This window comes from Bradyrhizobium sp. SPXBL-02 (assembly GCF_051853065.1).
Classification (GTDB): Bacteria; Pseudomonadota; Alphaproteobacteria; order Rhizobiales; family Xanthobacteraceae; genus Bradyrhizobium.
Genome location: NZ_CP182474.1, coordinates 1,621,182 through 1,646,656 on the forward strand (window position 1 = coordinate 1,621,182; position 25,475 = coordinate 1,646,656).

Annotated in this window: 17 protein-coding genes, 1 tRNA gene and 1 pseudogene; 9 read left to right on the top strand and 10 right to left on the bottom strand. The window is 60.9% G+C overall.

Annotated features, from left to right (window positions below; all coding sequences use genetic code 11):
• Window positions 1-27 precede the first annotated feature (27 nt).
• The 4 genes from fliF to ACNJYD_RS07660 form a co-directional block, all read right to left on the bottom strand.
• Window positions 28-1,638, bottom strand: coding sequence for a flagellar basal-body MS-ring/collar protein FliF (gene fliF, locus ACNJYD_RS07645; RefSeq protein WP_212254344.1), 1,611 nt, complete (start codon window positions 1,636-1,638; stop codon window positions 28-30).
• 178 nt (window positions 1,639-1,816) lie between these two features.
• A complete protein-coding gene (gene sciP / locus ACNJYD_RS07650; protein ID WP_002714638.1) occupies window positions 1,817-2,092 on the bottom strand; it encodes a CtrA inhibitor SciP in 276 nt (91 codons plus the stop codon).
• A gap of 385 nt (window positions 2,093-2,477) precedes the next feature.
• Window positions 2,478-3,185, bottom strand: a complete 708-nt coding sequence (locus tag ACNJYD_RS07655; protein ID WP_212254345.1) for a flagellar hook assembly protein FlgD — start codon at window positions 3,183-3,185, stop codon at window positions 2,478-2,480.
• 13 nt (window positions 3,186-3,198) lie between these two features.
• Complete coding sequence (locus ACNJYD_RS07660; protein ID WP_439365795.1) at window positions 3,199-4,806, bottom strand: flagellar hook-length control protein FliK; 1,608 nt, start codon at window positions 4,804-4,806, stop codon at window positions 3,199-3,201.
• A 349-nt stretch (window positions 4,807-5,155) separates the two neighbouring features.
• Between ACNJYD_RS07660 and mnmA the strand changes: the two genes are divergently transcribed.
• The 4 genes from mnmA to ACNJYD_RS07680 all read left to right on the top strand — a co-directional run bounded on the left by mnmA (window position 5,156) and on the right by ACNJYD_RS07680 (window position 8,144).
• Window positions 5,156-6,337 (top strand): tRNA 2-thiouridine(34) synthase MnmA, encoded by a 1,182-nt coding sequence (gene mnmA, locus ACNJYD_RS07665; RefSeq protein ID WP_439365796.1) that lies wholly within the window; start codon window positions 5,156-5,158, stop codon window positions 6,335-6,337.
• Window positions 6,338-6,530: 193 nt separating this feature from the next.
• On the top strand, window positions 6,531-7,169 hold the full coding sequence (locus ACNJYD_RS07670; protein ID WP_172784657.1) for a class I SAM-dependent methyltransferase: 639 nt from the start codon (window positions 6,531-6,533) through the stop codon (window positions 7,167-7,169).
• 268 nt (window positions 7,170-7,437) lie between these two features.
• Window positions 7,438-7,791 carry a hypothetical protein gene (locus ACNJYD_RS07675; RefSeq protein WP_212254348.1) on the top strand — a complete coding sequence of 118 codons (354 nt, stop codon included), beginning with the start codon at window positions 7,438-7,440 and terminating at the stop codon, window positions 7,789-7,791.
• Window positions 7,792-8,067: 276 nt separating this feature from the next.
• Window positions 8,068-8,144 (top strand) — tRNA-Met (locus tag ACNJYD_RS07680).
• On the opposite strand, the gene ACNJYD_RS07685 is transcribed toward ACNJYD_RS07680, so the two are convergent.
• On the bottom strand, window positions 8,101-9,993 hold the full coding sequence (locus ACNJYD_RS07685; RefSeq protein WP_439367422.1) for a recombinase family protein: 1,893 nt from the start codon (window positions 9,991-9,993) through the stop codon (window positions 8,101-8,103). The genes ACNJYD_RS07680 and ACNJYD_RS07685 overlap by 44 nt on opposite strands.
• Before the next feature lie 5,507 nt (window positions 9,994-15,500).
• Between ACNJYD_RS07685 and panB the strand changes: the two genes are divergently transcribed.
• The 5 genes from panB to ACNJYD_RS07710 all read left to right on the top strand — a co-directional run bounded on the left by panB (window position 15,501) and on the right by ACNJYD_RS07710 (window position 22,685).
• On the top strand, window positions 15,501-16,373 hold the full coding sequence (gene panB, locus ACNJYD_RS07690; RefSeq protein ID WP_439365797.1) for a 3-methyl-2-oxobutanoate hydroxymethyltransferase: 873 nt from the start codon (window positions 15,501-15,503) through the stop codon (window positions 16,371-16,373).
• Window positions 16,374-16,386: 13 nt separating this feature from the next.
• Entirely contained in the window at window positions 16,387-17,253 is an 867-nt protein-coding gene (gene panC, locus ACNJYD_RS07695) for a pantoate--beta-alanine ligase (RefSeq protein ID WP_439365798.1), read from the top strand.
• Window positions 17,254-17,927: 674 nt separating this feature from the next.
• The gene (locus ACNJYD_RS07700; RefSeq protein WP_439365799.1) at window positions 17,928-21,026 is read left to right on the top strand and encodes an efflux RND transporter permease subunit; all 3,099 of its coding nucleotides are present in this window, start codon (window positions 17,928-17,930) and stop codon (window positions 21,024-21,026) included.
• A gap of 319 nt (window positions 21,027-21,345) precedes the next feature.
• A complete protein-coding gene (locus ACNJYD_RS07705; RefSeq protein WP_439365800.1) occupies window positions 21,346-22,227 on the top strand; it encodes an Effector protein NopP in 882 nt (293 codons plus the stop codon).
• Window positions 22,228-22,529: 302 nt separating this feature from the next.
• Window positions 22,530-22,685 (top strand): transposase, encoded by a 156-nt coding sequence (locus ACNJYD_RS07710; protein WP_439367423.1) that lies wholly within the window; start codon window positions 22,530-22,532, stop codon window positions 22,683-22,685.
• A 126-nt stretch (window positions 22,686-22,811) separates the two neighbouring features.
• Here the strand turns inward: ACNJYD_RS07710 and ACNJYD_RS07715 are convergent, their stop codons facing one another.
• The 5 genes and pseudogenes from ACNJYD_RS07715 to ACNJYD_RS07735 all read right to left on the bottom strand — a co-directional run bounded on the left by ACNJYD_RS07715 (window position 22,812) and on the right by ACNJYD_RS07735 (window position 25,130).
• The gene (locus ACNJYD_RS07715) at window positions 22,812-23,015 is read right to left on the bottom strand and encodes a transposase domain-containing protein (protein ID WP_439365801.1); all 204 of its coding nucleotides are present in this window, start codon (window positions 23,013-23,015) and stop codon (window positions 22,812-22,814) included.
• Window positions 23,016-23,060: 45 nt separating this feature from the next.
• Window positions 23,061-23,908: pseudogene (gene tnpC / locus ACNJYD_RS07720) on the bottom strand (IS66 family transposase).
• The gene (locus tag ACNJYD_RS07725; protein WP_439365802.1) at window positions 23,853-24,539 is read right to left on the bottom strand and encodes an IS66 family transposase zinc-finger binding domain-containing protein; all 687 of its coding nucleotides are present in this window, start codon (window positions 24,537-24,539) and stop codon (window positions 23,853-23,855) included. Before ACNJYD_RS07725 ends, tnpC begins: the two are co-directional and overlap by 56 nt.
• Window positions 24,540-24,575: 36 nt before the next feature.
• Complete coding sequence (tnpB, locus tag ACNJYD_RS07730; RefSeq protein ID WP_439365803.1) at window positions 24,576-24,827, bottom strand: IS66 family insertion sequence element accessory protein TnpB; 252 nt, start codon at window positions 24,825-24,827, stop codon at window positions 24,576-24,578.
• 45 nt (window positions 24,828-24,872) lie between these two features.
• Complete coding sequence (locus ACNJYD_RS07735; protein WP_439365804.1) at window positions 24,873-25,130, bottom strand: transposase; 258 nt, start codon at window positions 25,128-25,130, stop codon at window positions 24,873-24,875.
• Between the last annotated feature and the right edge of the window lie 345 nt (window positions 25,131-25,475).

Below are 25,475 nucleotides of genomic sequence, written 5' to 3' on the forward strand. Positions count from 1 at the left end.
CAGATCACTTCTTGATTTACTTGGCGGTTACTTGGTTGGCTCGGTGAGCCATTGGCGAATGATGGCGACGGTTTCGTTGGGATTGCGTTCGGCGAGCTCGCCGACGCGGTGAACTGACTGGGCGTGGACCTGGCCCTGGATGGTGGCGACGTCGATGGCGCTGGCGGCGCCGCTCGGCAGCAGCGGCTGGCTGGCCGGCGCAGCCTCTTCCGAAGCGGCGGGGCCACTCAGCACGCCGGAGATGGCGGCGGCGACCTCGTCGGAGGCGAGAATGCGCTTGACCAGCGGGCGGATCACCAGGAACAGCACGACGAGGCCGAGCAGCATCATCACGCCGAGCTCGACGAAGTACATGACGTCGTCCTTGGTGAACTGCAGCATGCCGAGGAAGCCTGAGGGCTCGCCGATCGGGGCGGTAGAGGGCGCGTCGGCGAAACGCAGGTTGACGACCTCGACCTGGTCGCCGCGCTTCTGGTCGAAGCCGATCGCCGAGCGCACCAGGGTGGCGATGCGGTCGAGCTGCTCCTTGGTGCGGTCCTGGTAGGCGAGCTCGCCCTTGTCGTTCTTGGTGTAGATGCCGTCGACCAGCACCGCGACCGAGATGCGGTTGACGCGGCCGGCCTCGGTCACCTCGGTCTTGGTGGTGCGGGAGATCTCGTAATTGTTGGTCTCTTCGGTCTTCTTGCTCTGGTCCTTGGCCGCGACGCCGTTGTTCTGCTGGTTGCCGGGCAGCTCGTTGTTGACGGTGACCTGGCCGTTGTTGTCGGCGGTCATGCTCTGCTCTTCGCGGGTTTGGCTCGAGCGCAACACGCGGCCTTCGGGGTCGAACTTGTCCGAGGTCTGGGTGACCTTGTTGAAGTCGAAATCGGCGGAGAGCTGCACGCGGGCGCGGCCCGAACCGACCACCGAGGAGACGATGTCCTCGACCTGCTTGCGCATCCGCTTCTCGAAGGAGATGCGGCGTTCGTCGCCGAGCGCCTGCTCCGGATCGGTCTGGGCGCCGTCGGCGAGCAGCTGGCCGGCCTCGTCCACGATCGAGACCCGCTGCGGCTTCAGGCCGTTGACGGCGGAGGCGACGAGGTGGCGGATGGCACGGATCTGCTGGGCTTCCAGCGCGCCGCGGACGCGCACCACGATCGAGGCCGACGGCTCCGGCGCCTCGCGGGCGAACAGCGGCCGCTCGGGCAGCACCAGGTGGACGCGGGCGGCCTGGATGCGGTCGATGGCGCGGATGGTGCGGGCGAGCTCGCCCTCGAGCGCGCGCAGATGATTGATGTTCTGGACGAAGGAGGTGGTGCCGAGCGCGTCCGACTTGTCGAACACCTCGTAGCCGACGCCGCCGCCCTTGGGCAGGCCGCCCTCGGCGAGCTTCATCCGCAGCCGCGTGACCTTGTCCTTGGGCACCATGATGATGGAGCCCTCATTGCGGATCTCGAACTGGATGCCCTGGCGTTCCAGGTCCTTGATGATGCTGGAGGAATCTTCGACGGACAGGTCCGTGAACAGCGTCGTCATCTGCGGCGTGGTGACGCGCATGATGACGAAGGCGAAGAAGCCGATGAGCGCGGCGGTGACCGCGATCATCGCCCCGAACCGGGCGGCGCCGATACTTTTTAAGAAGTCCCCAAGACCTTGCAAGCAACCGCCCCGACCAATCCGACCCGCAACCGAGCGGCCGACTGGGCAATTATTGCCTAGGTGATGGTTTCGATATGGTTAACGAAGGTTAAGAGGTCGGACAAAAGTGCATCATGAAAAAAATCGGCCTCGCAGGGCGAGGCCGATTTTCGTCAAAAGCCGCAGATTTCCGGGTCGCCTACTGGCGATATTGCTGAATGCGGGTGGTGCGAAGACCCGCCAGACCATGCTGGTCGATGGAAAACTGCCAGGAGAGGAATTCGTCGACCGTCAGGGTATAACGGCTGCAGGCCTCCTCGAGGGAGAGAAGTCCACCACGGACAGCGGCGACGACTTCGGCCTTGCGGCGGATGACCCAGCGTTTGGTGCCGGGTGCAGGCAGGTCCGCGATCGTCAACGGACTGCCGTCCGGCCCGATGACGTATTTCACCCTCGGGCGATGGGGTTCTGTCATGGCGTACTCACAAACTCTCAACCACTGAACTCACGCCGTAACCGTAACCCCCGCGGCTTAAAAATCCGCTAAGCCTAAGGGTTCAATACAATTCTCGTTGAAACTTGCGGGAACGCGGCCGGCGCGGCGGCCGGCAGACGCAATCTCGGCCGGCTGAGCGGGGCAGAAGGTAAATACTCTACTAACGAACGGGGTCTTCGGGGATGCCGCAAGGCCCTCTCTTGTCGTCCCGGGGCGCGCGCAGCGCGAGCCCGGGATCCATAACCCCAGGGAGTAGTTGGGCGACGACTCCGGTTAAGACCTCATGCGAAAACGACGTCCTGGGGTTATGGATCCCCGCCTTCGCGGGGATGACACTGAATCCGTCGCTGGCAGTGTTCCACTATCAATTGCTCGTCGTCGCAATAATGCTCTTCACCTGGCTCAGCGTGTAGCTGGCGCCGTCGATGGTGAGCAGCGGCGGCGACTGGGTCAGGTCGACCGACGACACCACGCCCTGCACCTGCGCGGCGATGCCGACATTGTTGTTCGCGACGTCCTTGCCCGTGGCCGAGATCGTGTACTTGCCGTCCGGCCATTGCGTGCCGTCATTGCCCATGCCGTTCCAGGTGAAGGGGATGTCGGTGCCGGCGGCGGCGCTATATTTGCCGGTGAACACGGTCTGGCCGCTGGAATTGGCGATGGTGATGTCGACGGTGGAATCGGTCGGCACGTTGAGATGCCAGGTCGCCGACGAGTTCTTCATGGTCGCGGTCGAACCGTCGACCAGCGCGGTCTTGCCGACGAAGCCCAGCGCCTGGGTCGCTTGCGTGGTCTGCTGCAGGGTGACGAGCTGCGACAGCGCATCGTTGGTCTTGAGCTGCTGCTCGACGCCGGCGAACTGCACCAGCTGCTGGGTGAACTGGTTGGTGTCGAGCGGATCGAGCGGGTTCTGGTTCTGCAGCTGCGTCGTCAGCAGGGTCAGGAAGGTCTGGAAATTGCCGGCGAGCGTCGACCCCGTGGTCGAGCTCATCGACGAATTCGACGAGGATTTCGGAATGTCGGTCGTTCCGGAGACGACCGCTGGCGCAGTGGCGGCATTCGTGGTGGTCATTGCCTGATACTCCTCACACTCTGATATCGACGCCGCTGCTCGATCCGAGCATGCGGCCATAGCCGCGCCCGATGGGCGCTGCGGGAACGCTGTCGTCCTCGCTGACGATCAGGCGGCGGGCATTGCCGCCATTGTCGTTGTTCTGGCCGGAGTTCTGGCCCGATGAATTCTGGTCGCGCAGGCTGAAGGACAGCCCGTTGCTGCCGGTCTTGAAGCCGGCATCGTCGAGCGCGCGCTGCAATTGCGGCGCGTCCTGGCGCAGCATCTGCAGCGTCTCCGGCTTCTCCACGGTGAGATGCGAGGTGACGTTGCCGGCGCGGTCGACGTTGATGCGCACGTCGATGCGGCCGAGCTCGGCCGGATCGAGGCTGATGTCGAACCGCGACTTGCCGGCGCGAATGGCGGCCGCGATCTCGATCGGGATGCCGCTGACCGGCACCGCCGCATTGTGGGTCGCCGCGGTCGCGGTGAGCGTCGCGGTCGATGCTGTGGCGGCCGAGGTCGTATTGGTTAGCGGCGCCTGCACGGCGGAGGCGGCCTGCGCGCTAATATCCGTCGGAGCGATCGTGGCTTGCGCGCCCGCATGCGCGGGCGGCGTGCCCTGGGCCGGATCGGCGGCGCGGTCGGCGGGGCCCGCCTTCGCCTCGGTCGCGACGTTATCGGCCTGCGGCTCCAAGCCTTGCGCATGTGCGGCATTGGCGGCCGGTGCCTGCGCCGTGGCGAGGTTCGCCTTGCCGGTATCCTGGCCGATATTGGAGACGTCGGTGTTGGCCTGCGCCGTAGCGGCGTCCTTGAACGCGGTCTTGGGCGTGCCCTGGCTGACGGCGGCGATCAGTCCGCCACCAGCTTTTGCATCGGTCGAGGTGGTCTCGGTCGTGCCGGCTGCGGCCTCGCCGAGCGTCGTCGTGGTGTCGGCATCGACCTCGGCGCCCGCGGCCTTGGCGCTCTTGTCGCTCGTCGTGGCGGTATCGGTCTTGGTGCCGGCGATTTGCGCCGCCGTGGAGGCGCTGGCGGCAAGAGCGGCCGAGGCGATCGCCAGCGGCGCGGCGGCGGCATCGCCAGCCTGGTTCGCAGCTGCATTCGGATCGACCGGGACGACCGGCGCGGCAACGATGATTCCGGGATCGGGCAGGGCGGTCTGCGTCACATCTTGCGGCGCGGCGGCAGCCGCGTCGACCGCGGCCGTGACGACCTCGGTGCCGTCGGTCGTTTCGCCCTCGGTCTCGTCGGATTTGTCCGCCGATTTGGCGTCCGCCGTCTCGGATTTTTCCTTGACCTTGCCGGCGTCCTTGGCCGGATCGCTGGACGCCTCGGCCCTGTCATTCTCGACCGGTGCAGACGGGTCGGTGTCGTCGCTCGCCTTGCTCTGCGACGACTGGTCCGTGGACGAGCTGTCGCGCGAAGGCCGCTCGGGCGCCGGGGCGGACGAGGTCTGCTCGCTCCGGCGCGGTGGGGTGTCCTGCGCCGGCGCGTTGTTGCTGATGGCCTGCGTGTTGCTGTCGACCAGCGAGCCGAAATCATCGCTTGCCGGCGCGTCCTTCGGGGCTTGCGAGCGGGCAGGCTTCTGCTGCGCGCTCTGGATTTGCACGCTTGCCACGACATCTGACATCCGACCGACCACAGGCAACCCCTTGCAAGCAACTTCGGACCAGAGGGAGCAAGGAGTGGGCCAGCCTCCGAAATCGGGTATTTCATCAATATAATCAAGGTTTTGATGATGCAGGGGCAATGCCGGGCGGCTGGCCGCGACCCCGCCATTTCTGCCGCCCCGGCAAGAATTGCCCTAACCGGGGGCCCGCGTGATTGCTTCACCGGAATGCCGCCTATATTAAAGAGGTTACTCTCAGCCGCTTTCGACTTGGGCAGTCGTGCTCTTCGGGAACCAAGGTTCCGGGGGATCGCCGCTGTCCCCCGAGAAAGCACAGCAATCGCGGATCGCGCTTCGCCGCCGTCACAACGCTTCAGGGCCGATGCTCAACAGTCTGGATCTCGAAGGCCGTCCCGAGGACACCAGGGTCGTCGTTGCCATGTCGGGCGGCGTCGATTCCTCGACGACGGCTGCGCTGCTCAAGGCTGAGGGCTACGACGTCGTCGGCATCACGCTGCAGCTCTACGACCATGGCGCGGCCACCCATCGCAAGGGCGCCTGCTGCGCCGGTCAGGACATCCACGACGCCCGCGACGTCGCGGCCAAGCTCGGCATTCCCCATTACGTGCTCGATTACGAGGATCGCTTTCGCGAGTCCGTCATCGACAACTTCGCCGATTCCTACGCGCTCGGCGAGACGCCGGTGCCCTGCATCGAGTGCAACCGCAGCGTCAAATTCCGTGACCTCTTGAAGACCGCCCGCGAGCTCGGCGCCCAGGCGCTCGCCACCGGTCATTACGTCGCCTCGCGCCGTCGGGCCGACGGCTCGCGCGCGCTGGTCTGCGCGGCAGATGCCGACCGCGACCAGAGCTATTTCCTGTTCGCGACGACGCAGGAGCAGCTCGACTTCCTGCGCTTCCCGCTCGGTGACATGACCAAGCCCGAGACTCGCGAGCTCGCGCGCCGCTTCGGGCTTGCGGTCGCTGACAAGCACGACAGCCAGGACATCTGCTTCGTGCCGACGGGCCGCTACACCGACATCATCACGCGCCTGCGCCCCAATGCGATGGACCCCGGCGACATCGTCGATCTCGAGGGCCGCGTGCTCGGCCGGCACCACGGCATCGCCAATTTCACCGTCGGCCAGCGCCGCGGCCTCGGCATCGCCTCCGGCTCGCCGCTGTTCGTGGTGCGGCTGGACGCGGCGACCCGCCGCGTCGTGGTCGGCCCGCGCGATGCGCTGAAGATGCATCGCATCTCCCTGCGCGACGTCAACTGGATCGGCGATGGCGACATCGACCGCGCCATCGGTGCCGGCCTCGAGATGTTCGTGCGCGTGCGCTCGACCCGCAGTCCGCAAGCAGCTTGGCTGCGCGGCAGCAATGGCCGTTACGAGGTCGAGCTCGTCGCCGGCGAAGAGGGCGTCTCGCCGGGACAGGCCTGCGTGTTCTACGACGCACCTTCAGGCCAGGCCCACGTGCTCGGCGGCGGCTTCATCCAGAGCGCCGCAGCCAAGCTCGGTGCGGGTACATCGCGCCCGCTCGCGGAAGCCGTGCGCGGCTGACGGAATGACGATTTTAAGCGCAATTGGTAGGGCCGGGTTCACCTCTCCCCAGCGGGGAGAGGTCGGATTGCGAAGCAATCCGGGTGAGGGGCCGCAACTCCCGTTGAGACTGCAACCCCTCACCCGGATCGCATCTTGCGATGCGATCCGACCTCTCCCTATGGGAGAGGTGAAGTAAGCAAGGGCAGGGGGCATGGCAGCAGACATCTCGCGGGCCGGGGTCGAGAAGGCCTATGGCCGCTGGGCGCCGGTCTATGATCTCGTGTTCGGCAAGGTGTTCGACGCCGGCCGTCAGTCGACGATCGCGGAAGCCGATCGCATCGGCGGCCGCGTCCTCGACGTCGGCGTCGGCACGGGTCTTTCGCTGTCCGACTACGCGCGCACCACGAAGGTCTGCGGCGTCGACATCTCCGAGCCGATGCTGCGCAAGGCGCAGGCGCGCGTCCGCGCGCTTCGTCTGTCCAACGTCGAAGTGCTCTCGGTGATGGATGCGAAGAACCTCGCCTTTCCCGACAATTTCTTCGACGCCGTGGTGGCGCAATATGTCATCACCGCCGTGCCCGATCCCGAAGGCACGCTCGACGAGTTCGTGCGCGTGCTCAAGTCGGGCGGCGAGCTGATCCTGGTCAACCACATCGGTGCGGAGAGCGGCCCTCGCAAGCTGTTCGAGCTCGCCTTCGCGCCCATCGCCCGCCGCCTCGGCTGGCGCCCGGAATTCCCGTGGGCCCGCCTCGAGGGCTGGGCCACAAGGCACGGCGGCGTCGCGCTCACCGAGCGCAGGCCCATGCCGCCGATGGGCCATTTCTCGCTGATCCGCTACCGCAAGACCTAGCTGCGAGAGCCCGGCACGCCGCCAAGACGGCAGTGCGCTCCCTCCCCCGCGAGCGGGGAGGGTTGGGGAGAGGGCTCTCTCCGAGCGCGATATCTCGCGAGTCATCCCGTCATTGCGAGCGCAGCGAAGCAATCCAGACTGTCTCTGCGGAGGGATTCTGGATTGCTTCGCTGCGCTCGCAATGACAAGGCAGGAAACCGGAGACGGGGCCCGATCACATCGCACTCCGCGCCGGGAACAGCCCGCCCTCCCTGCGCGTTTCCGTCCCATGCGCACGACAAACCTCATTCTTGCGGGCCTCCTGATCGCCGCCTCTGGCAGCGCGATCGCGCAGGCCCCGCCCGCCCCGGCGACGCCGCCACAACAGACCGCGCCGCCATCCCCGCAACGCGCCGCCGGCTGTGCGCCATCCGATCGGCTGGCTACCACCCCCGACGGCACCACGACCGGCCAGTCCCGGGAACCGCTCGGCGACAAGCTCGCCAAGACCGACGGCGTGCTCTGCCCGCCCTCGGGCGTCGATCCCGATATGCACGCCCCCGCGCCCAGCACCGGCGGCAACACCCCGGTGATCCCGCCCCCCGGCAGCCCCGGCGGCGACCCGAACGTCAGGCCGAAATAAGGGCCGCTTCCCTTCGCCTCTCCCCGCCGGGGAGAGGCCGGAATCCGCGCGACGCGCGGATTCCGGGTGAGGGGGACCCTCCACGAGACCGGCGCCGTAAAAAATCGCAAATTCTGGTGAGAAATCGGGCCGAAGCGGACTTGTCGCGCCGACTTGTCGCGCCGAAGCCTTGGCGAAGGCGGAAGCTTTAGCGAAGGCGGATTGACTTACCCCCGCCCCCTTCCTTATATGCCGCGCGTTCGCGAGATCGGCCTTATTCGCCGCCGCGATCCCTGTGGCGGGGTAGCTCAGCTGGTTAGAGCACGGGAATCATAATCCTGGGGTCGGGGGTTCGAGTCCCTCCCCCGCTACCACCTTTCCCCACACTCCTTTGACTTGATTTGGATAGGCCTTTTCGCCGAGCAGGGAGTTCAGCCGGCCTGCTATCTCGACGGCTAAACCACCTGGGCGTCCCGGTTGGCGGAACACGGTGACCGTCTCGACCAAGTCTCTAATGGCTTCCGCGGCCTCTCCGTCGCCTGCACTGACACCTTTACCCACTGCTTCTTCAAGCCTACCGAGTTGCTCCTCATATCTTTTGAGGATGGCCGGATGCAGCGCAATTTCGTTCGGGGCGGGTGGTTCGCTTTGCAACTCCTCAGATATCCGCTTTCGTTCGGCATCTAAGGTAGTTGATCGCGGCCCGAGAACGGACGGATCGCCATGTCCCTTCGCGATCGCATCCACCAGTCGTTCGATTTCTCGACTCAACTGCCCTAGCTGCTGCTCAAGGCGGTGTCGCTTTGCATGTGATGTAGCTAGGAGGCGCTTCCGCTCCTCCAGATACGTTCGTATGTATTCCGAAAACACCTTCGGTGCACGCAGTTCGGCCCTGAGCCCGCTGAGGACTGCACTCTCGACCGCGTCTAGATAAAAGGTCTTGGCATCAGAACATGTGCCGCTCTCTTTCGACGCGGAGCAGCGAATACGAATGCGCCCTGACTTATCGCGTCCATTGGTTGCCATACCCGAACCGCATGAGCCGCACCGGAGCAGTCCGGATAGCATCCGACGAGCCCGGCGTTGGTGGCTGGGGTGGATGTGACCGCGCTCTTCCTTGCGTTGCTGAGCAGCCGTGAATAGCCCTGGATTGACAATTGCAAGATGTGGAACTTCAGCCATCTGCCAGTCACTCTTCGGATTAGGTCGTGACAGGCGTTTTCCGGAGTCGGGGTCCTTCACCATCCTGACTTTGTTCCAGACAAGGCGTCCCACATAAAGTTCGTTTAGTAGAATGCCGGCGCCCCTCTCATGATTGCCATTGATTGTTGACGCATTCCAGCCTCGCCCCCGCGGAGGTGGTACCCCCTCGTTGTTGAGATCATACGCGATTTCCCGAGGCGTACGACCGTCCACGTATTCCTGAAAAATGCGCCGGATCACTTGTGCCTCGGCCTCGACAACCACTCGTTCACCACTTCTTCCAGGGACCGCTGCGTATCCGTACGTCAGGCCCCCGCCAGCCAAACCTTGCTTAACCCGACCCGCTTGGCCGCGACGCACTTTGTGCGCATTGTCCTCGCGATAAAGTTGTCCGACCAAGCCGCGAAGGCCCACCAGCACAGTGTTAACGACGCCCTCGTGGACCGCCCGGATCTCGATCCCGAGAAATGACAGCCGCTTATGAATGCCAGCCAGATCTTCCATGTCGCGAGAGAGGCGATCGAGCGCTTCGACGATCACCACGTCAAAGGATCTCTCCCGCGCTTGGTCCAACATCCGTAGAAGGCCTTCGCGGCCCATGACAGACCCGCCCGAACGAGCTCGATCTTCATGCGTACTGACAACAATTAATCCTTCGCGCTCGGCATAGATCTGACAAAGTGAAAGCTGATCCTCAATCGATCGCTCGTTCTGAAGATCGGTTGAGAATCGAGCATAGATCGTCGCTCTTTTCCTCGCTTCGATCGATGAGCTGTCTTTCATGATCTTCCCTCGCGGCCACACGGGCAAGTACTCGCGCGAGACGTAAGATCGCCTTGTCTGGATTCGTCTGCAAGGAAAATTTGCAATCGGCCTCCCCCACGATCGAACCTCTAGGTTATCGCGCACCCCAACGAGGTGCACGCACCTGCGCTGGCGCCACTCGACAAGACGACGTGGGGGGAACTGATCATCTCGAGCATCCTTGCTCGGATCATGACCAAGTGTAACGGCCGCCATGAGCTCGTCGTGCAATCGGATGCCCAGGCGAAGAAAAAGACACGAGCGAACGGCTTTGCGTGCGTGGAACTGATACTGCTAGAAACCGCACAACCTCTCCATCTAGCCGATACCGAAGTGGAAACCCCGGGCTTCGCCACAGGACTCTATTTCCGCTGTCGAATTCGCCACCAGTTCGGCTGATTGGAGTCCTTAGCTAGACCGTGGGCGAGGAGGCGGTGGATGGTTCAACCGTCCTTAGGCAGGTCTACCTAGCGAGCGGAAATGGCCTTCGCGGTTCTCGCAACGATCAGACAGACTGCTATGGCTCGACCTATGGCCTGGATATTGCGTCTTTATCTCCAGGTGCGCTCCAATGATGCGGAAGTCTGGAATCGGATGCGTGCCTACGGTGAACAGGCCAGAAGCTCATAATTGCCCCCTCGCGATAAGCGGCTTCAGGATTGGGTGCGGGGGCAGGAGTGGTCGGCATAACGCTTCAGTTTCTCCCTCGCAAGCCAGCTCAGCCGACCAAATCTGGCAGGTGCCTTGCGGGACGTCTCGACGATAAAAGGCAGGGTGCCCCGGGCAGCCGCCCAAGGGTGCGAGGTGGCAGCGTTGCAGTACCGCGACGCTGGCGAGCGAAGTTAGTGGCGCACGTGATAGGGACAGCGCTTTCCGAGGGCCCCTTTGACGAGCGCCGAGTCACATCGTCATTTAACTCCGCTGGCAGCGCGGAGTTGGCAGTTTCAGAGCTTTGAACAGCGCGGAGGGCCGGCCCGCGCTGCCTCCCCTCTAATTCGAACCTTCTGGGCTCGGAATACCTCAACACACTAATGGGTGAGCCATGCCCGATCCTGGCTGTCGATTGCTGTCAGCCAGAACCTTGGGATGCTCTCGCGATCTGCTGCATAAGCTGGCGGACACGTTCCTTGGCAAGCGTCAGCATGAGTCGAGGCCGCCGCCCCATGTCGAGCGCCGCTGGAGATCGCTTTTTGTCACCAAGGGAGGGTTTCTCTGATCTGGATCAGCGACGTCGATTTGCGCCTTCTTATGGGTCACAGCTTCCTTTGACCTCGCTTAAGCTGCAGAGGAGGCTGAATTATCGTGGTGCCGCCAACGCCGCCAACGCCGCCGATTGCGGTTCGGCAGGCGACGGATCTTTGCCGCGCGTACGATACATCGCAGTTTTTGGCGAGCCGAAGAGGCAAGCGCGTAAATCAGATAGTCTACCTTAGCATTGCGCAGCTAAGGGTCCTTTTCGATCGCCTTCGCCGAACAGATCATGGCGGGCCGCTCGACGACGGCGGCAGCACTTCTCTTCCGCGTGTATTTTCGCAGCCGATCCCGCACATGCGCACTTTTCGATGTTGCGAGTCGTTCCGCCGAGTTTCGGCGAACCAAAATGGTGGCATGCCGTTGAGGAACCGGCAGACGCGAATTCAAAGCTATGCTGAGCACAGATAACATCAACGCTGATCGCCCCGCAGCCTCACAGGTTGAGGCCGCGCGAATTCTCGGGATCCATCGCGGAAGATCCTGCGGGAATTCGGAGCCACGCGCTGACTGTACGCAAAAGGCGCGACTGCATTGCGGCACGCATAGTCGTCATTGCGTTGCTCGTGTGGCTTCATTTTGGGAACGCAAGCCGTTTGGTCGCCCGCGAGAGAATGAATTGACCGATGCTTGGTGAAAGAAGAGCATGCAGACGCTTGCGCCTCTACAAAATCAAGGGCTGTGCCTGACATCGAGCTGTTCGCCGCGAACTTCATCGCGCAACTGCGCTCCAAAAGGGCAGGAAGCCTGCCGCAGACGCTAGCCCGAGGGACAAACGCCTCGAAGCCAACGCTCGCCGCCGCACCTTGATCTCTCGCAAATCAAGGGCAGCGTAGAGGCGGTGGGCAACGAGAACTTTGCCAGAATGGCGAACAGCGCCGGGAGCTATCGGCCCGACAAAGGCCGCGGTGTAGTGAGGGAGCTCCAGTGCTTATACGCAAAGACGCTCTGGATAACGAAGTTACGGAGCGGCCGATACCGCCGAACCGGCCGAAGCCTACTGCCTTCATGCAGGTAGTTAAACGCGGTATGCTTGTCCATTTGCGCCGCCGTGCTGTGCATGACTACCAATACTGGTAGGTTGCCCGAGGCCGCTCTCTCGCTAAAGTCCCACTGTACCCTGAGGCGGCGGGCCTCACGGGAAAGCCGGGTGGGTTAGCCTTGTGATCCCCGAGGCTGACTACTAAGCCAGCGGCACGTGATAGGGACAGCGCCTTCCTTCCTCCAATGGGGGGTGCCGAGTCACGTCGCCCCCAGCGTTCCGGCGAAGCGGATGCGACAGATAGCGCATTTATCCACCCTCCCTGGTGGACATCGGCGCCGAGTCGCATCCGCGCTGCTTTCTCTCGAACTCGCTAATTGCGTCTAGCTTTCGCGCCTTACAGGGAGATAGGCTGACGAGCTCATTAAGCATTTTGACGAATCGGAACCCAATCGTCCTCCACACGCGAACTCAGCCTGGAGCACGAGCCGGTAACGGCGCGAGGTATTCGAATTCGAAAGCAAGTGTGCGCAATCCGAATGGCCAATCCTGCATGGTCGAAGAGCCCACGAGCAGGGGGCGTGAAGTCATACGTCGATCAGTCATTAAACGCGGTGGATTGGCTGAGTGTCAATCCGGCGCGTCGTCCCAATGCGGTTGCCGCTGATCGCAAGCGCGCCGAATGGCTGATCTGAGGCGTAACGGCGATATCGCTGCCAACGGCAAGCGGCCCGCCCACATGGGTCGCCTTCGTTTTATAGATTGCGCAGGTCTGTCAGCTTTCGGTAAGCGAGCCCCGATAAAAACCGTTGGGTTTAACGGGGCGTGGCAGGGACAGCGCATGAGCTGAAGGACCACCATGTGCCGAGTCACGCTTCCGTTAAGCTCATTGCATTGCGGATGCGGCAGAATAGTGCCTCATGATGCCCCCCAGGCTGCCAGGCGCCGAGTCGCGTCCGCAATGCTTCCAACTCGCGGGTTAGTTCTCCTTTCGATTTTGATTGTTTTTACAAGTAATCAGCTTCTTGCCGCCGCTTAAAGCTCAGTTTGGAGCAGTTAGCTGGGTGGCAGGAAAAGCGTTGCCAACTGCATGCATGGGGGGAAAAGTGCTGATTCAAGTTCTGCTAAGTTCAACTGGCAGTGCGGGGTAGGGACAGCGTCTGCTCCAGCGCAACCAAACGGCGCCGAGTCGCACCCACACTGCTTCCGATCAATTTTCGCCAATACTCAGGAAGGGAAAGGAGACTGCTTTGGCTTAGTCCGGTCCGCTGTTGTCTTGATGCAATTGTGTCCGCCATGTGTGGCGGCGACGACGCTCACAGCGTCGTCGATTCTTCAACGCGGTACTCCCTGTCGCGGCTTTCAAGGTCTCGGATAATCTTCTCATTCTACCGCGCTTCGTCTGGACTTGCCCTGCCAACATTCTTGCGCCTCTCATGTGCGTTTGGCCTGACATTGTCTTTTATGCACTGTTTTCTATGCACGCCCACGTGTCTGGTCATGCTGGTGTCTCCAATTGCTTTAAGGCAAAGACTCAGTTTAGAGGGGCGCCGATGAGATGGGGCCGACCTATTTTGGTAGGTGCCCTTCATTACTTCTCGCAGATATAACTTAGTCACCCTTGAGAATTTGAGCCTCATGGGAGCAAAGGTGGCCAGCCCCAGTCTTTGTGACCGGGTTGGCCACCAGCGCTTACAACACCATGCCTAGGGCAGCTACAGGCCAAAAATGCATATATTGGAGCGGCATATCACGACCCTGCGGTCGCAAGCGCTTGCGGTGCTTGTATCCAATCAGGTCCGTGCCTCCGATCAGTCTCTGGGACTATCAGATCGCAAGGTCGCCACATTGAACATGGACGAAGTTCAGGCAATGCTAACCATACTCGATTGCATGAAACCCAACCTGCGGCCGAAGGAAGCACGGCAGATCGCTGCGCGCATACGCGCGCTTTTAGAGGGGGCGCATGAGTGTCAGCCGGTTCGGGTAGCATGTCTGTGAGCCCACTAGTGTGAGCTTTCGGTAGATTGTCCAACAGGTCGTGAACGAGGAAGCTGGAGTTAGCGAAGCTTTAGCCCACTCCTGGAGACTTGATAGGCACGCATAAGGATGCGGCTCTGACGCCGAGAGATCGGGAAGCCATGGTGCCGAGCGTGATCATAGTAGCCTGACAAAGGCCAACCGCGCTACAATTCAATATTTCGGCCAAGTCCGTCGCCAAGTGGGTCAAGCGTTCCGCAAGGGCAGGCGTCGATGGAGCGTGATCGCTCTATAAGTTTCTTTGAACGCCGAGCCAAACTCTGCCTGCCACATGCGCCGAAGTCGGAGTGCGACGACCGCGCTACGCCGATTGCGCAGATTGACCCGGCCGAGCCGGTGCGGCGCTATGAACGTGAACATCCCGGTGAGCTGACACATCGATATAAAAAAGCTGGCCAAGTCCAACCGTGCCGGCCGGTTGAAAGAGCAGCCTGCGGGTACGCGGCGAAGAACCTGGCCAGGATTATGTCGACACCTGAATCGAGGATGCCTCCCGAAATACGTTCAGCAAGGCGATGAAGAGCGATCGTCAGGGCTGCGCCGCGGCCCTCCTCAAGGCGGGGACGCCACAAGCGTCGGCGTCAAGGTTAGCAGGTCATGACCGACAGCGGACCCCGCTACGAACCTTTGCTTCCCCAAAAGCGGGCGAACGCCTCGGCCTCGAGTAAATCGGCACCAAGCTCTATAGGGGCTCTTTAGCGATCGAGATCTGCTGCTGCGCTGCTTGGAAATACGATCTTTGTCAGGCCGCAGTTATTGCGTCACCTCGGCGGACCTCAAAGAATTCTACACTGCACATCGTCAATCCAGCCCATGAGCTGCTCTAGGTCGCCGACCGCGGTAGCCGGTCGGCGAATCGGCGGAAGCCGACGCAGGCCTGCATAACTAACAGACAAGCGAAGAAAGTCTCGCGGCGATGATGGCGCAACCAAAAGGATTTTCATCCATTCCCGGGCCATTTTTGAGCCGTCGATTTCTTTTTCTCTTGCGCAAGTTGACAATTTTCTTCCACGCTCCCTAGGAAGTACCGTTTGCGCCGCAGGCCGAACATTCTTCAAACGAGAACAGTATACGCTGCGAAGCATGAGACGGAGGCAATCTTCATTACCACGGTTCCATCACCCCTCGATGCCACCCCATTGTCTCGCAGCGGCCCTTCCACCAATTCTCAGCGCAGGGCTCGCGTTGCTGTGCTCTCAACGCCGCAGTTGCGCGGATCTGCTAATCCCGACTAACTCATTATTTGCTGTTTTTCCTTCTTGGATGAGCAGCAAATTAGTTGAGTTAAAGCCCAGAGGTTCACCTGCGTTTCGCAGCGCCTAGACTGCTGATCACCCGACATATTCGATCATTTCGTCGCTGTGGATAGCTATGACTTCGAAGTCGTCGGCGAGTTAAGCGAAGTTCAAGCTTTGCCACATTCGCACCGCAAAATCGAACTGAGGTCCAAATGAGCCACGTTTCGGAGCAGCCGATCGATCGCATCACAATTCCCATGCTGCAGCGGTGGAAGCAGGACAGTCGGCGTCTCGTCATGACGACTGCCTACGACGCGGTTGCGGCGCGTATCGCGGATCCGTCCGTCGACATCATTCTCGTTGGTGACAGTGTGGGTAACGTTTGCCTTGGATTCGAAAATACGCTTCCAGTGAGCGTTGCGATGATGAACCATCATCTGGAAGCCGTGGTACGCAGCAAGCCTCGTGCTTTAGTCGTCGCCGATATGCCATTTCTAAGCTTCCACGTCAGCGTCGAGGAAACGATACGCAATGCCGGCGGATTCTTGCAGCGAGGCGCAGCTGCAGTGAAACTCGAGGGCGGTGGCAAGAGAATCGAAATGGTACGGGCCCTCGTCGATTGCGAGATTCCTGTGATGGGTCATCTCGGTCTTATGCCCCAGAGCGTCAACGTGATGGGCGGCTTCAAAGTGCAGGGTCGGAAAGCGGATCAAGCGTTGCGTTTGCTCGATGATGCTCACCGTCTGCAGGAGGCCGGTTGTTTCGCTTTGGTGTTGGAGGGCATTCCGGCCGAGCTTGCTGCTCGAGCGACCAAGTCCTTGACAATACCGACAATCGGGATCGGCGCCGGCCCGGACTGTTCGGGCCAGGTGCTCGTGTTTCACGACGTGCTGGGCCTCACTGGAGGTCATCGCCCCAAATTCGTTCGCGCCTATGCAGAAGGCTTTCAGTATTTGCATGATGCGCTCTCGCGCTGGGCCGCGGATGTCCGCGGTGGTGCATTCCCAGGACCGCAAGAGTCCTATAGGCTTCCCGAAGGCGTCGGAGAGGCAATTGCCACCTGGGCGCCGTCCAACCCAGCTTGATATAGAGCTCCACATGCAAACAATCACGAGGGTTGCTGAACTTCGCAGTACTCTCGCTAAATCCCGCGGCGCCGATCGACGGGTCGGATTGGTGCCGACAATGGGCTATCTTCACGATGGTCACATGGCGCTGATCGCGGCGAGCCAGGCGCAATGCGACGTCACCGTCGTCAGCATCTTCGTCAACCCCACTCAGTTCGGACCAAACGAGGATCTCAGCAGCTACCCGCGCGACTTTCTACGTGATGAGGAACTGTGCCGTGATGGCGGTGTTGCGATCCTCTTCGCGCCGGATACACAGGAAGTCTATAGGAGCCATTTCGAAACCTTCGTTGAACCGGGCGACCTCGCCAAACCTCTGTGCGGAGTCTTCAGGCCTGGGCATTTTCGCGGTGTCGCGACCGTCGTATGCAAATTGTTCAATATGGTGCAGCCCGATGTCGTATTTTTTGGGCAGAAGGATTTTCAGCAATGCGCAGTCGTGCGTCGCATGGTAATTGATCTCAATCTCCCGATCGAGATGGTCACTGTACCAACCGTTCGCGAACGGGATGGGCTCGCAATGAGCAGCCGCAACCGCTATCTCAGCAAAGAAGAGCGTCAGCGGGCCCTTGCGATCAATCGGGGACTATCCGCCGCGCTCGACGAATTTCGCTCGGGAGAGCGCAACGTAGAAAAGCTGATTGCGGTCGCCAGGGGGCATTTAGAGGCAGTTGACAGACTGCAGTATCTTGAACTTGTCGACGGTGACACGCTCAAAACCGCCGATAGTCCACTGCGGCGCCCCGCGGCGCTTTGTGCGGCAGCCTACGTTGGCTCAACGCGGCTGATCGACAACGTCTTACTGGGTTGCCAACTCGGTAGCGCAATGCGTGGCTAAACCGCGCGCAGCATATTGAGCGGCAAGAAATGCTCAAAGCATCTCCGAAAGGCGCGTCGAGCTGGTAGCGAAGGGCCAACTCCAACGCGACTTTGTTTAGCGACTTAGCGAGGATAGGTAGCCGGTGCGTACGGAATATTGTGGGACCTAAAACTTTGTGTCCGACAACATCACGAGATTTGCTCTACGGCGATCAGCGATCAATTCGACAAACCTTCGTATAGTGCTCTACAGCCCAGGCTATATCACCCATTGACCTTTGTAGGGTTGAGCACCCGTCACGTCGCCTGTACTTTCGACGTCGAACCTCGATCATTGGTCTGCGGGTCAGTGCGAAACCTGGGCTGCTGCCTTGCTATAATTCGTTGAGTCCCAATCAATCGTTACGACGAACATCTGGAGTCAGGACCTCCGGCTGAGAAGGCAGGAGCTTTATAGCAGGCGCCGATCATCGAGATGGGGATTTAGCCATCAGAGCAGCGGAATAACATTTACTCGAGCGATGAACATGGAAGCGAAGGATAGGGCGTCCGCACCCGCGAGCGCGTGAGCTCTTAGAGTAGCCAATAGCGCGTCCCTCATGCCGGGGGCTCTAGCACAGCCGCAGCATTGGTGATCATTCCGCTTTATAAGTTGCGGCGAATTTGCATCCCACTCTTGATACATGAGTCGATATGGCATTTACCGAGCTTTTCATCAAACGTCCGGTATTGTCTATCGTCGTCAGTTCCTTGATTTTGCTGATCGGCTTGCGCGCGGCCGCCGTACTGCCGATCCGGCAATATCCCAAGCTATCTAATACGGTCGTCAATATCACGACTTCCTATCCTGGCGCTTCTGCCGACATGATTCAGGGGTTCATCACCTCTCCCCTGGAGCAGGCTGTCGCGTCCGCCGAGGGGGTTGACTACATTGCTTCCTCGTCTGTGCTTGGTACTTCGACCATCAAAGTCTACATCAAGCTCAATTTTGATCCCAACGAAGCGCTCACGGAGGTGCTCTCCAGGGTCAACTCAGTCAAATACCTGATCCCGAAGGAATCAAGCGATCCAGTTGTCACGAAGTCGACGGGTCAGAAGACTGCTGTCATGTACATCGCCTTCTCCAGCGAGGAACTGGCGGCAAGCGCGATCTCCGACTATCTCTCACGCGTCGTGCAACCGGTTATCTCAACGGTCGACGGCGTTGCAGCGGCAGACATTCTGGGCGGCCAGAATTTTGCGATGCGGCTATGGCTCGATAGTGCCAAAATGGCTGGGCACGGCGTGTCGCCGGCTGAGGTTTCGGCTGCAATCGCCGCTAACAACTTCCAGGCCGCGGCGGGCCAGACCAAGGGCTATTTCACTATCTCCGATGTCACGGCAAACACGGATCTGCGGAGTGTCGAAGATTTCAAGCGCATGATCGTGAAGGCCAATGACGGTGGCTTTGTGCGCATGGAGGACATTGCGGTAGTGGAGCTTGCCGCGCAGACTGCTGACATTAGTGTCGCGATGAATGGTGAGCACGCGGTCTTTGTCGGCGTGCAGGCGAGCCCGCAAGGAAATCCTCTAAGCATAGCGCGAGGCGTTCGAGGTCTGTTTCCAGAAATCGAGCGTAACCTGCCGCCGTCACTGAGGATGAAGGTAGCCTACGACTCCACCAAATTTATTCAATCATCGATCGATGAAGTTGAGAAGACGCTCATTGAGGCCGTCGTGGTCGTTGTGGTCGTGATCTTCCTCTTCCTTGCCTCGCTGCGCTCGGTCATCATTCCTGTTGTCACTATTCCGTTGTCGCTCGTTGGTGTCTGCAGCATGATGCTGGTGCTGGGGTTTTCATTCAATCTCTTGACCCTCCTTGCAATGGTTCTCGCTATCGGTCTCGTAGTCGACGACGCGATAGTGGTGGTGGAGAACATTCACCGCCATTTAGAAGAAGGTGCAACGCCTCGAGGGGCTGCCACAGCGGGAGCGCGCGAGATCGTCGGCCCCGTTGTCTCCATGACGATTACTTTGGCTGCGGTATATGCCCCAATCGGATTTCTGGGCGGCCTCACCGGTGCGCTGTTCCGCGAGTTCGCGTTTACGCTAGCGGGAGCGGTGATCGTCTCGGGCGTGATCGCTTTGACGCTATCGCCGATGATGTGCTCGCTCCTCCTGAAGCGCGACGAGGAGGGGCGGTTCGCAAGATTTGTGAACCGTGCGTTCGGCGCCATGACACAGTGGTACGGCCGCAAGCTCGACCGCTCGCTTGACTATCGACCGGTTACGGGCCTGTTTGCGCTAACCATGCTTGGACTCGTCGGCTTTCTCTATATGCACATTGCCAAAGAACTTGCCCCCGAGGAGGATCAAGGGATCGTATTCGCTTTAACGAAGGCGCCGAAATACGCCAATATCGACTACCTCGACTATTACGGCACCAAGCTCGAACACGCGTTCCAGAAACTCCCAGAGACTGACTTGAGCTTCGTGCTCAATGGCGTTAGCGGCCAGCAGAGTGGCCTAGCGGGCATGCTGCTCAAGCCGTGGGACGAGCGCAAGCGATCATCGATTGTACTAAAGTCCCTTGTCCAGGCCGAGCTGTCAAAAATCGAAGGCATCAACGCGTTTGCCTTTAGCTTGCCTCCGCTTCCGGGCGGTTCGGACGGGCTACCAGTGCAGATGGTGATCAGTTCGACCCTTGGCTTCCAATCCATCTACGAGCAGATGTCAAAGCTGAAGGATGCGTCGCGTAAGAGCGGCCTGTTCATGGTGAGCGACTCCGACCTCGAGTTCAACCAGCCGGTGGTACGAATCAAGGTTGATCGATCCAAGGCTAACGAGCTTGGCATCACCATGCAGACCATCGGGAATGCGCTTGCCACATTACTGGGGGGAAACTACGTCAACCGCTTCAATTTGCAGGGCCGCTCTTACCAGGTGATCCCGCAGGTTCCCCGAGAGGAACGTCTGGTGCCGCAAGCAATCGGGAGCTATTACGTAAAGACCGCGGCAGGTTCAATGCTTCCACTGTCTACCGTAGTCTCCATCGAGACCGCCACCGATCCTAACGCGCTCACCCACTACAATCAGCTCAATTGCGCGACTTTTCAGGCAGTGCCGATGCCCGGCGTCACGATCGAACAGGCTGTGGATTTCCTGGAAGCCGAGGCGAAGAATCTGCCAGCAGGCTTCAGCCACGACTTCCTGGCCGACGCGCGCCAGTATGTGGAAGAGGGTAATCAACTGGTCATTACATTCGGATTTGCACTCATCATCATATTCTTGGTGCTTTCGGCGCAGTTCGAAAGTCTGCGCGATCCGCTCATCATCATGATCAGCGTGCCGATGGCAATTGTCGGCGCGTTGATTCCGCCGTTCTTTGGCTGGGCGACCATGAACATCTACACCCAGGTTGGACTGTTGACACTTGTCGGGTTGATTTCTAAGCACGGCATCCTAATGGTTGAGTTCGCCAATGAGCTGCAGCTGAAGGAGAGATTTGACCGTCGCTCGGCTATAGAGATGGCGGCGCGCGTCCGATTGCGCCCAATATTGATGACGACGGCGGCGATGGTCACGGGCTTCATACCCTTATTGACTGCAACGGGAGCTGGAGCGGCGAGCCGCTTCTCGATCGGGCTGGTCCTCGCCGCCGGCATGTCTGTCGGCACTCTGATCACGCTATTCGTGCTCCCAGCGCTCTACGTCGCGATCGCGTCCGATCACCGTGACGACGCGAGCGCCGACCGCGCGAACCTAGCCGAGCTCGACTTCACCGGCGCTGCTAATACCGAGATGGTCAGGTAATGACCATCAAATAAAATGTGGGTTTGCTCCGTGGTGCGCGCGAAGGAGCCTACGACCGCTTCACGCTTCCTGTGACATCGAGATCTTCGCGCACTTGGTGCCGAGGTGGGCGCCTCATCTTCTCGGAGAGAAGAACACGTCGGTGGTCCGCTGGTAAGCGGCAAAGACACCCCATCGCTTGAGCTTATGTACAACTGATTTGCAAGATGCTTGACACTTCCAGTCAGCTTCTCGTCAGAGAATCTGACTATCAAAGTCCCGCTCGGCATGTGTAGCCTGACACTCAACACAGCTTTCTTGGATGGGAGCGCGAACGTCCATGTACAACCGACTAGATGGTTCACCCGGCTTTCCGTGGATGGGTAGTTCCGACTTTGATGAAATGACACAAGCTGAAACCGGCGGTACGCAAACAAATCAAGGCCGAAGCTTCGAGGACGTCTTTTCCGGTATGCAGATAGCGCCACCGAGGTCTTACACTGGTTCATCTTCGGCAGCAGCGCGGCCGTACTCACTAACTGCCAAACCACCCATCGTGGAGATCTCAAGCACCTCATTTCAGGGACTACTGGAAGATTACTATGGCGATGAAGTCGGGCGTATCGCGGCCAATCCCCAGCAGTATTCGCGTTCGGTGGCGTTGAAAGCGGAACGCGCTGCGGACGTCGCCTATAATCATGGCAGGAAGGCCGGTTCAGGCGACGCACGACATTTCAGCTATCAACTAGGAAACAAAAGCGTTGGACTTCTCCGGACGGAAGGAGGAGCTACCGCCAGTGATTTGTTCGAAGAGGAAGAGGCGCGCGCCCGCTGGCAGGAACAGTTTCCCGGACGGTCTGACATCACATCGACGATAGATTTTCGGGTTACGCATCCCCTGGTCGATAACGCAGGCGACATCTTGCTGGAGCATCAACTTCGGCTTGACGGCGACGAGCCCTTGGTCCTTTCTCATCCTGTGAATCCGGAAGCGAAAGCCCGTGCGGCAGCGTTGGGTTTTGTTGAGATAAGTAACTCGCTGATGGTCCTTGACCCCACCCGGCATCCCGACAAATGGGGCAAGAACAGCCACGGTGAATGGCAGCGAGAGAACAAACCTCGACTTTATCTAAAAGCGGAGGAGAGTGAAGGCAGGGCTACGCAACGTTCCGAGGGAGCACAAAATACCGCGCCGGATTGGGAAGACGATGACTTTATGTAGAGGGACGTTTCGGCGCGTCGCGAGGGTCCAATACGCCCCCGCGAAGCTGTCAGCATCCCGTTAGCCGGTAGGTCCTTGGCAAGAGCGCGAGGATTGAAAGTTAGGACGAGCCATCGGCCCGATCGATTGGTGCTCCCATCAGGCATACCCACATTACGTTGGGGCAAGGCGCTGTGGAACTGACAGGTGGCCCCGGCTTACCAAAACCTGAGATGAGCCTGCGAAGATTGATCTCAGGGATGGCACGCGGCCTTGATTTTGGCGAGGTTGTAGTCGGGCTGGCCTGCAATATGCGTTCCGTCATGAAGAGAGCGGATCGAAACGTGAGTACGGATGTCGTTGACGCACTACGGGCTCGGGCCCGGCGCCGTCGTTGGTGCGACAATGTCAAGGCACAGATCGTGACGGAATCTTTTGGACCTGGCGCGGCGATGTCGGAAGTCGCGCGTCAGCACTAGATCTCGCCGCAGCAACCTCTGGCCTGGCGCAAGGCGGCCCGCGACGGTTTGTCGAAGCTGGCCGACCGCACTGAGCCGCTGGCAACGGGGCCCTCCGGAACGGCCGCGATCCAGGATCCTGGCTCGTCAAGCGGCGAGGTGTGCCGCGTGCCCTTTGGCCCACGCCCAAGGCATGAGTTCATCCAGCCGGGAGGTCGGCCAGAGATTGACAAGCTTGGTGAGGACGTCAGTCAGGTAGGCTTGGGGTTCGACACCGCAGAGCTTACAGGTCTCGATCAGCGAAGCGATGCAGGCCCAGTTCTCCGCGCCCTGATCATGCCCTGCAAACAATGCGTTTTTTACGATTGAGGACGAGAGGGCGAATGCTTCGCTCGACTATATCGTGTCGAGCTCGATGCGGCCGTCGTCGAGGAACCGCGTGAGCCCGTCCCAGTGGTTCAAGGCGTAGCGGATATGCTCAGCGATCGTCGCCTTGCCCGAGACGCGGGTGAGTTGATGCTCGAGGCAGGCCTTGAGCGCCAGCACGAGAGGCTTGCTGCGTTCCTGGCGGACGGCATGGCGTTCATCGGCGCTGCTACCCCAGATCGTCTTCTCGATGGCATAGAGAGCGGCGATACGCTCGAGCGCCTCGCTGGCGATCGGGGCAGGACCGGCCTGGACAACGTCGAAGAACCGCCGCCGCAGGTGCGCCCAGCAGAAAGCCAGCGTGATCGCCGCGTCAGGCGCGGTTTCGGCAATGGTCTTGTAGACGCTATAGCCGTCGCATTGCCGCGATAGCCGTCGAGCAGCTTGAGCGCATGGACAGCACCACGACCGGGCGCGTAGGTATAGGTCACCGTCGGCGGGTCGGTCCCGCCCCACGGCCGATCGTCGCGCGCAATCGCCCAGAAGAAGCCCTTTTTGTTGCGGCCGCGGCCAGGATCGAGCCCGGCGCCGTGGTCTCGTCGACCGCGATCTTGCCCCGCGGTCAAGATGATCTCGCGCAGCCGCAGCCACAGCGGATGAAGCTCCGCAGCCGCATAGGCCACCCAGAACGCAAGCACCGCGCGCTTGATGTCGATGCCCTGCGCCAGCAGCATCTGGGCCTGCCGGTAGAGCGGCAGATGCCAGGCATATTTGGCGACCACTACGTGGCGACCATCGCCTCGGTCGGCAGTCCGCCCTTGATCAGCCGATCCGGTGCTGGGGTTGAACCACGCCATCCGTGCAGGCCCGGCAGGCATATTTGGGACGATGCGTGACGATCACGCGGAACTGCGCCGAAGCGAGGTCGAGCCGCTTCGACGTCTCCTCGCCGATCACATGCATCGGCACGCGGCAGCACGGGCAGTTGGTATCTTCCGGGGCAATCGTGACATCGACGTGCGGCAGATGGGGCGGAAGCGCGCCGCGACTGGTACAACGCTTGTCGGCGCGCCTGTGAGCGCCCGCAGGATCCTTCTTGTCCTCGACCGCCTCGTCGCCGGCCACGGCCTGCTCGATGTCCTCGAGCGCCAGCTGCAGCTGCTCAGGATCGAGCTTCTCCGAGCTGCGGCCGAACTGCGCGCGTTTAGCTGGCGCAAGAGGTGCCGCAGGCGATCCATTTGCGACAGCGCGTCGTCGCGCTCTGCGATCGCAGCGTCGTACTTTGCGATCGCGCTGTCGTGCTCCGCGCGCGCAGCCGTAACAAGCGCTTGCAACGCATCGATATCGATCGGAAGCTGCTCTGCGGTCTCGCTCACGCACCCACTCAACCTGATTCGCGGGTCGTTGTGGAATACCGCGGCCGACCCGATTCAATCCGTCGCGAGGCACGATGTTGCGGTTGGCGGCGCAACTTCGTGGGCATGCAGACGCACAAACCACGCCGTCCATCAGCGCGGCGAGCCGCGAGGCGGAGACCGCATCACGTCATCGCTGATCGGCGGCCACCCGGAACGCGTTATGCTCCAGCCGCTTCCACAGCAGCACAAGTCCGGACCCGTCCCACGCCAAAATCTTCAAACGGTCCGCTCGCTTCGAACGGAAGACAAAAATCGTTCCCGCGAATGGATCTTGGCGGAGTTGCTCGCGCATCAGCGCGGCGAGACCGTCGGCACCTTTGCGGAAGTCCATTGGCTTCGTCGCGACCATGACCTTCACGCCGGCCGACGCTGCGATCATGTTGCCGCCCTCACGGCCCGCAGCACATCGCGCAGCCATGCCGGGTTAACCCCGGCCGCGGCGTGAACCACCGCCGCCAATCTCGATGGTGATCTTTGTCGAGCTCCGCGTTGCCACTTCCGCGACCGTCCCAGCGGGGCGCGGCTCCGTCACCACCGGAACGAACAGGGGCGCCTCGTCGGCCGGCAGGCTCAGCATGCCGGCGCGCGCCGCCTTGCGCCAAACGAACAGGTGTTGCGGCGAGATACCGTGCCGGCGCGCCACCTCGGACACGACCGCGCCCGGCGCATACGACTCGGCCACGATTCGCCCCTTGACCTCGTCGCTCCACCGCCGGCGAATGTCCCGCACCCACGTGGAATTTCCACCCGCCCCCGCGGTTCGGAAGCGTCAACTATATGCTCAGCCATATATGCGAACTGTATGTGTCGGCTCGCATCTTGCCGATCAGCTCGAACTCTACAAGGTTGGGGCAGAGCGCCGCTTACGTCCGCTGCTGGCTGCTAGGCGAAGCGGTGCCGGATATTCACGGCTTCGGAACCAAGCTCGACCCACGGGAGAGGCAAAAGACAGTTGGCGCTCTCTTGATAAAAAGGTGGGCTTACCAATCATCGTGAATGGCTCGGCCCGCCACTCGGATCGTTGGTG